Below are 6,442 nucleotides of genomic sequence, written 5' to 3'. Positions count from 1 at the left end.
AATACTTTGAAAAGATTGACGGGCCGTAGGTTCATCAACCTTTTTTATGCCGACTTAGCTCAGCTGGCAGAGCATCTGTCTTGTAAACAGGGGGTCGGAGGTTCGAATCCTCTAGTCGGCATTATGCGGAAGTAGTTCAGTGGTAGAACATCAGCTTGCCATGCTGGGGGTCGCGGGTTCGAATCCCGTCTTCCGCTCTTTTAATTTTAATATGCACCCATAGCGCAACTGGATAGAGTGTCTGACTACGAATCAGAAGGTTGCAGGTTCGACTCCTGCTGGGTGCATTTTTTCGGGAAGTAGCTCAGCTTGGTAGAGCACTTGGTTTGGGACCAAGGGGTCGCAGGTTCGAATCCTGTCTTCCCGATAATATATACTAATAAGTATTATATTTTCGCGGTGTAGCTCAGCTGGCTAGAGCGTCCGGTTCATACCCGGGAGGTCGAGGGTTCGATTCCCCCTGCCGCGATACTATTAAGTGCTTGGACCTTTAGCTCAGTTGGTTAGAGCAGACGGCTCATAACCGTCCGGTCGTAGGTTCGAGTCCTACAAGGTCCATAGACTGGATCCTGTGGGATTTTCGTTTTACTATTTAAACAACAAAAATTGAGGCCTATAGGCTTCTTTTTTTTTGCCTAAAATTAGGGAAAGCGAAACTTGAATTGAAAAGTGGGCTACGATGCTGATTACCAAAGAACTATACATAAAAAAGATGAACGCTAGCGCTCACACACGGTATATTAAAATAAAAGAATGATAATAGCGTTAAGTATCACTATTAATACAGGAATGTTAAAATCTTAAGACATTTTAATGATTATTAAGAAATAGCTGTAAAATAAGATATAATGTTATTGATTAGAAGAAATAACATCTTTTGAAACGCTACAAAAAGGTAGTTGACCTATAAATAAATGCATCTAAAAGTGTAGCGAATTAATAACTAAACTACTAGGCTATCAAAGCAACAAAATGCAAAGAAATGATCCTAGTAGATAGAGAAGGGATTAAATGACAGCAGAAATCTTTTTGAATATCATCTTTGTGATTGTTGCGAGCCTATTATTTTATTTCTCGCTTACCATGCATCGCAATCGTGTTAAGCATATTCGAGAAAAGTCGAACAACCGTGCTGAAATTCGGCGTCGAGTTAATCTTGAAAGTGATACTCAATATGGTATCGTAGCTGGGATTGGCTTGTTGCTAGCGGCACTTGAATCTTTTGCCAATGCTATTAAAAATCAATTTATTGCAATTCCGCTAAAAGTCCTCGTTTGGATTGGCTTAATCTTGACGTTGGTAATGATTGGAATGGAAATCTATAATCGAATTCAAAACAAACGAAAGGAACAAAATGATGAGAGATATATTAGTAATCGCGATTCCAGCGATTTTTCTGGTAATGACAATTATCTTAATGATGAGAAAGAATCGCATGATTAAGGAATTAGAAAAACAAAATGATGAGATGAGTCTACAAAACGCAATGAACGACAAACGCTATTTTACAGCGTCAATTGTCTTTTGGGCAGGTTACTTAATTTACAATGTTTTTCGCTTATTAAACTAGATTGATTGTATAATTTAGATAAATAAGTTGACGTTATATACTATAGAAATTTTCATTTAGATGAACCGTATGTATTTTAAAACGGTCTTTTTTGATATTACGTTCACATTATGGAAAAATAGTGATAAAATAATATTATATGGCTATAGCGATTAGAGAGAGGTATATCAATGGAATTTGAAATTAAAGGTCAAAAGTTCAACGCGAACGAAATTTCACAAGATCAAGCAGATAAGCTTAAATATCTTGTTGAACATCACGTGCTTGATGCAGCTGAAGTTAATCTATCAGATGAACAAGCTACATTAGACCAATTAAACTTATCAAGTCTTATAAAAAAACTTGATAGCATGACTGATGAAGAAATTCGTCAGTTCGCCGCTGAACAAGATAATAAATAGATATGTTTCAGGTATCAAAATGATGCCTGTTTTTTGTTTGTTGGCAAAATAATTTCGCAAAATTATTAGCACGATTTCTAATAGGAATTCGCCCTGATTACTTGATCATTTTTAGGAAATTTTCGCATAAAAATGCAAGGGTTTAGCTTTATTTTCTAATGAAAAGAAGCGATGATTTTTGCTTGAAATCTGCGACAAAATAGGTTATTCTATTCTAATGAAATAATGACTAGAAAGGTAGGGAGAGTTATGATAGAAGATAAGAATCTAATTGATAAGCAAGAAGAAAAAGAAATGACTTATCAAGATTTTACATCCATACCTGGAATTAAGAACTTCAATGAAGAAGAGTACCATAAAGACATGCGAGGGACTCTTGTATCAGAAGATACTCCACAAGTGTATAAGGAAACCAAATAAAAAATAAAGGCAAGAATTAATTCTTGCCTTTTTATTTTGCGATAAAAAAATTGATAAGTCTTATCTTATCAGCTCGAAAAATGTTGTTAAATACCAACGCTTAGTAGCGAGGATATTTTTCTTCAATTGCCTTAGGATTAACAAGTCCCTTAGCTTTCATTTCATGATAAATTTTAGTGCGTAAGCCATCGTCTAATTCGACCCAGCGTGTTACCGAAGTGTTGCTGACCTTGAAACGTCTACCAACTTCGGAAGGTGTTTTACCTGTATCTAAAAAATAATTAACTGTGTCTTGTCTGAATTCTTCACTATAACTCATTCTTTATTAACCTCAATCTTTCATTTTTTCATTTTTTTCTCATAGTTATATTTTAACAGATTTTGGATGAAATTCATGATTATTACAATATTTTTATAGAAAATTTTGTGAAATGTAGCCAACAATTGCATTATTTCTGATAAATATATTAATTAACATAAATTTATTTAGGCATACATAAAAGTTATTTAAGTCACGTAAAATATATGTGAAAAATTTTGACTTAGAGTTATTGGTGTTAATAGTGTTTATATTAAACCATTGCGATTGAAATTATAGTAATTTATAAATGAGTCATGTGTTACAAATTAATGCTAATTACGATATGATAAAAAACGAAAAAAGAGTCCGAATTACAATAAATATTTCATAGGGGAGATGAAGACTTTAAACAATTTAAAACGAAATTATTTGAAAGTGGATATGAAAAAACGATTAAATTGAACAAGGAACTTGTAGAATTAGCGGGATTAGAAAATGATGATGAAGTCATTGTTTCTTTTGATGAAAAGAGTGGGAGTTTGAGCATTTCAAAATCTCATTAGGATGTTCATGACAACTTCGATAGTATTTTAGCTAAACACTTGGATAAAAATCATGATGTGTTGGAATTTTTGAAGGATAAATAAGAATAGAATATAGGTATTTGAGTTGAAGCACTAGTTGAGGGGACTAGTGTTTTTTAGATTATAGAAGTAGTTTGATCGAATGGATACTAGAAATTTTAGTATGATAGTTCATTAGGATGAATGGTATAATATCTTATATATCAATTGATATAAGAGGAAATAATATGGATAATGAAATCATAAAAAAACTTATTGAGTTTCGAGATGAACGGGAATGGTCTAAATATCATACATTAAAAAATTTAGCAATTTCAGTTAATTTAGAAGCAAGTGAAATTTTAGAATTTTTTCAATGGAAAGATGATTTAGAAAATGACGAAAAAGAACAAATTTCTGAAGAAATTGCTGATACATTAATATATTTACTATATATGTGTGAAAAACTAGATGTTAATCCAAATGAAATTATTTTAAATAAGATTATGAAGAATAAACAAAGAAAATGGGAAAAGTTAGAAAATGATGAAAGATGTAATAATTAAAGAATTCGAATACAATCAAGCTGGTTTAGATGAATTAAAAGAAAAAACTGCTAATGGAGAAAAAAATCTTGAAGAAAGTATTTTGTTTGAATATCCAACAGTTTATATCATTAATGATGACAAAAAAGATAAATATAGACAAAAATATAATGTCTATGTTGGTGAAACGAACAATATATATCAAAGAACAAGTCAACACTTGAAAGATGATATAAAATCGCGGGAAGATTGGGAGTTATTGTTAAAAGCGCAACAAGCTAAAATGTATGTTGTCGGGCATGAACACTTTAATAAATCTATGACTTTAGATTTGGAAGATAAACTTATGTTATATATGAGTAGCGTCGAGTCAGTGAAAGCCCTATACAATAGAAGAACTAATCAACAAAAATACTATTATCCTCATGAAGAGGCCCAAGATATTTTTAATTCAATGTGGAATAAATTGAACAAGAAGAATTCAATTTTATTCCCAGATATGGCTTTATTGCAGAATCTTGCTATCTTTAAGGCTTCTCCATTTCATAAGTTAACGGAAGAACAATTATTTGCTAAAGAACAGATCTTAACAACTGTAAAGGAAGCTTTGAAAAAAGAGGAAACTGGCCAATTAGTTATGGTCAGTGGTGAAGCTGGGGCAGGTAAAACTGTGTTAATGAGTAATATTTTTAACGAATTAGTTAATGGAAAAGAAAATTTAAAGATACACTTATTAGTAAATCATGATGAGCAAGTAAAAGTTTATGAACAGATTAGTAAAAAATTAGGTTGGGGAGAAAAAGCAGTCTTAAAGCCAACTACATTTATTAATAATCATCAAAAACAAAATGCAAAGGTAGACGTTGTTTTTGTTGATGAAGCTCACTTACTTTGGACCCAAGGTAAACAATCATATCGCGGAAAGAATCAGTTAGATGATTTACTCGGATTAGCTAAAGTTGTCATAATTATCTTTGATAAAAATCAAGTATTAAATACAACTCAAATTGTTGAAGAAAAAAAATTAGAGTTGCTTGAGCAGAAAGCTAAAGAATCTGGAAACTTTATCCATCTTAAAAATCAAATGAGAATGGATGCAGAAAAAGAAACAATTGAATGGATTAGAAATCTAATCGATGAACAAAAAGTTACAATTTTAAGAAAAAAAGACGAAAAATACGATCTACAAGTATTTGATAGTCATATGAGTTGGAAGAAAATATTAAAAAGAAAAACAAACTTGACGTTGATTCTGATTATGAAAATGGAATTTCTAGAATGATAGCAACTTATGACTGGGAATACAAAGCCAAGGGTACAGACGAAGACGGAAAGCCTTGGAGAGTAAAAATTGGTGATTGGGAAAAACCTTGGAATAACCAAATCAAGCGTAAAAAGCGCAAAAATAAAAGCATAGCTTATGATATGTCTTGGGCTGAGCAACCAGAAACAATCGAAGAAGTTGGATCAACTTATACTGTCCAAGGATCAGATTTAAATTATGCCGGGGTAATTATTGGACCATCAGTCAAATATAGGGATGGGAAAATAGTCTTTGATAAGGAAAAGCACGCAAATAAAGCAGCGTTATACAATAGAACATTATCGAACGGAAAAAAACAAAGTTTTGCAGAAGAATTAATGCGAAATGAGTTGAATGTGTTACTAACGCGGGGAGTTCATGGCTTATACATTTATGCTGTTGATGATGAATTAAGAAAAGTATTGAAAAAAGCGTTACAATACTAATAAGCTAGCGTTCCAGAATAGCATTTTTTAACTTATAAAAAAATGATGCTCATTGTAAAATAGAATATGGTAACTTATTCATAGAGATCAAACCCTCCCGTCCCACAATTGAGTGGCAGACACGTTCTGATGACGGGAGTTTTTTTTATTTGGCTCTTTGTCAATTAATAATGATGAAGAAATCTAAAAACATGTTACATGTATGTAAATATATTGATAATGAATCGTTGGTATATCAACGTTTTGTATGAAATAATATAAATATGGTCAAAGGCGGTCTTCTTGATCGGGGGTGATGCCAATGGGATTTTCTCTAAGTGTAAACCCTACTATAAGAGAAAGGGATTCGCCATGATGGTATTAGCTGGTACATTATTTGTGCTAGTAATGTTCATTCGTTGGATGGTAAAAGCAGTTAAAACTATGACTGATTTAGTGAATGCTATTTCAAGATTTATTAATAGTTTAACCACTTTGCTTGAAGCGATTGAACGATTGAAAGCTGTTGTAAAACGGCAAAAAAATAACCGTCAGTAGACGGTCCAAAATTTATATACTAAATTAAAAATAAATGAAGACCGCCGAAACGATCATACTAGGAGTAACTACTACCAATAGTTGCTCCTTTTTGTTTACAGATAAATAATAACATAGAAAACTCAAAAAGTCATAACACCAAACTATTTTGAAACTGTTTTCAAAAAAATAAAAAATTAAAAACCCTTCTCATTTAATGAACGTTGAATTAGAAGGGTTTTTGTATGAATAAATGAGAAATTTTGCGAAATAATTATGAAAAATATAAGAAAAATTAATTTTTTTCTCATAAAAGGGTTGATTTTTTTCAGAAAAATGATTTAATTATAATTAAATTAAAATAAATTAAAGGAAAT

At 31.7% G+C, this 6,442-nt stretch carries 9 protein-coding genes and 6 tRNA genes; 14 read left to right on the top strand and 1 reads right to left on the bottom strand.

Going from position 1 to position 6,442, the window contains the following annotated elements; genetic code table 11:
- The first annotated feature begins 48 nt into the window (after window positions 1-48).
- From JCM14209_RS08380 to JCM14209_RS10090, 10 genes are all read left to right on the top strand, one after another.
- Window positions 49-121 (top strand) — tRNA-Thr (locus JCM14209_RS08380).
- Window positions 122-125: 4 nt separating this feature from the next.
- A tRNA-Gly gene (locus tag JCM14209_RS08375) sits at window positions 126-197 on the top strand.
- 16 nt (window positions 198-213) lie between these two features.
- Window positions 214-287, top strand: a tRNA-Arg gene (locus tag JCM14209_RS08370).
- Window positions 288-293: 6 nt separating this feature from the next.
- Window positions 294-367 (top strand) — tRNA-Pro (locus JCM14209_RS08365).
- Between the two features lie 28 nt (window positions 368-395).
- Window positions 396-469: transfer RNA gene (locus JCM14209_RS08360), tRNA-Met, on the top strand.
- A gap of 15 nt (window positions 470-484) precedes the next feature.
- Window positions 485-558, top strand: a tRNA-Ile gene (locus tag JCM14209_RS08355).
- A 453-nt stretch (window positions 559-1,011) separates the two neighbouring features.
- Window positions 1,012-1,443, top strand: coding sequence for a hypothetical protein (locus JCM14209_RS08350; protein WP_025023015.1), 432 nt, complete (start codon window positions 1,012-1,014; stop codon window positions 1,441-1,443).
- Window positions 1,436-1,570, top strand: a complete 135-nt coding sequence (locus tag JCM14209_RS10430; RefSeq protein WP_263640359.1) for a hypothetical protein — start codon at window positions 1,436-1,438, stop codon at window positions 1,568-1,570. Before JCM14209_RS08350 ends, JCM14209_RS10430 begins: the two co-directional genes overlap by 8 nt.
- 170 nt (window positions 1,571-1,740) lie before the next feature.
- A complete protein-coding gene (locus JCM14209_RS08340; RefSeq protein WP_025023014.1) occupies window positions 1,741-1,971 on the top strand; it encodes a hypothetical protein in 231 nt (76 codons plus the stop codon).
- A gap of 249 nt (window positions 1,972-2,220) precedes the next feature.
- The gene (locus JCM14209_RS10090) at window positions 2,221-2,391 is read left to right on the top strand and encodes a hypothetical protein (protein WP_155830704.1); all 171 of its coding nucleotides are present in this window, start codon (window positions 2,221-2,223) and stop codon (window positions 2,389-2,391) included.
- A gap of 100 nt (window positions 2,392-2,491) precedes the next feature.
- On the opposite strand, the gene JCM14209_RS08330 is transcribed toward JCM14209_RS10090, so the two are convergent.
- Complete coding sequence (locus JCM14209_RS08330; protein ID WP_025023013.1) at window positions 2,492-2,710, bottom strand: IS630 transposase-related protein; 219 nt, start codon at window positions 2,708-2,710, stop codon at window positions 2,492-2,494.
- A gap of 793 nt (window positions 2,711-3,503) precedes the next feature.
- On the opposite strand from JCM14209_RS08330, the gene JCM14209_RS08320 reads away from it, so the two are divergent.
- From JCM14209_RS08320 to JCM14209_RS08310, 4 genes are all read left to right on the top strand, one after another.
- Window positions 3,504-3,821 carry a nucleotide pyrophosphohydrolase gene (locus JCM14209_RS08320; protein ID WP_025023012.1) on the top strand — a complete coding sequence of 106 codons (318 nt, stop codon included), beginning with the start codon at window positions 3,504-3,506 and terminating at the stop codon, window positions 3,819-3,821.
- Window positions 3,799-5,082, top strand: a complete 1,284-nt coding sequence (locus JCM14209_RS09545) for a DUF2075 domain-containing protein (protein WP_263640358.1) — start codon at window positions 3,799-3,801, stop codon at window positions 5,080-5,082. Before JCM14209_RS08320 ends, JCM14209_RS09545 begins: the two co-directional genes overlap by 23 nt.
- Window positions 5,079-5,549: a DNA/RNA helicase domain-containing protein gene (locus JCM14209_RS10600; RefSeq protein ID WP_369384384.1), complete on the top strand. Its 471-nt coding sequence runs from the start codon at window positions 5,079-5,081 to the stop codon at window positions 5,547-5,549. The genes JCM14209_RS09545 and JCM14209_RS10600 overlap by 4 nt, the downstream gene beginning before the upstream one ends.
- Window positions 5,550-5,900: 351 nt before the next feature.
- Window positions 5,901-6,086 carry a hypothetical protein gene (locus JCM14209_RS08310; protein WP_025023011.1) on the top strand — a complete coding sequence of 62 codons (186 nt, stop codon included), beginning with the start codon at window positions 5,901-5,903 and terminating at the stop codon, window positions 6,084-6,086.
- The last annotated feature ends 356 nt before the right edge of the window (window positions 6,087-6,442 follow it).

It is taken from the genome of Ligilactobacillus hayakitensis DSM 18933 = JCM 14209, assembly GCF_000615845.1.
Classification (GTDB): Bacteria; Bacillota; Bacilli; order Lactobacillales; family Lactobacillaceae; genus Ligilactobacillus; species Ligilactobacillus hayakitensis.
The sequence above is the reverse complement of the archived record's forward strand: the minus strand, read 5'-3'. Positions and strand labels throughout refer to the sequence as shown.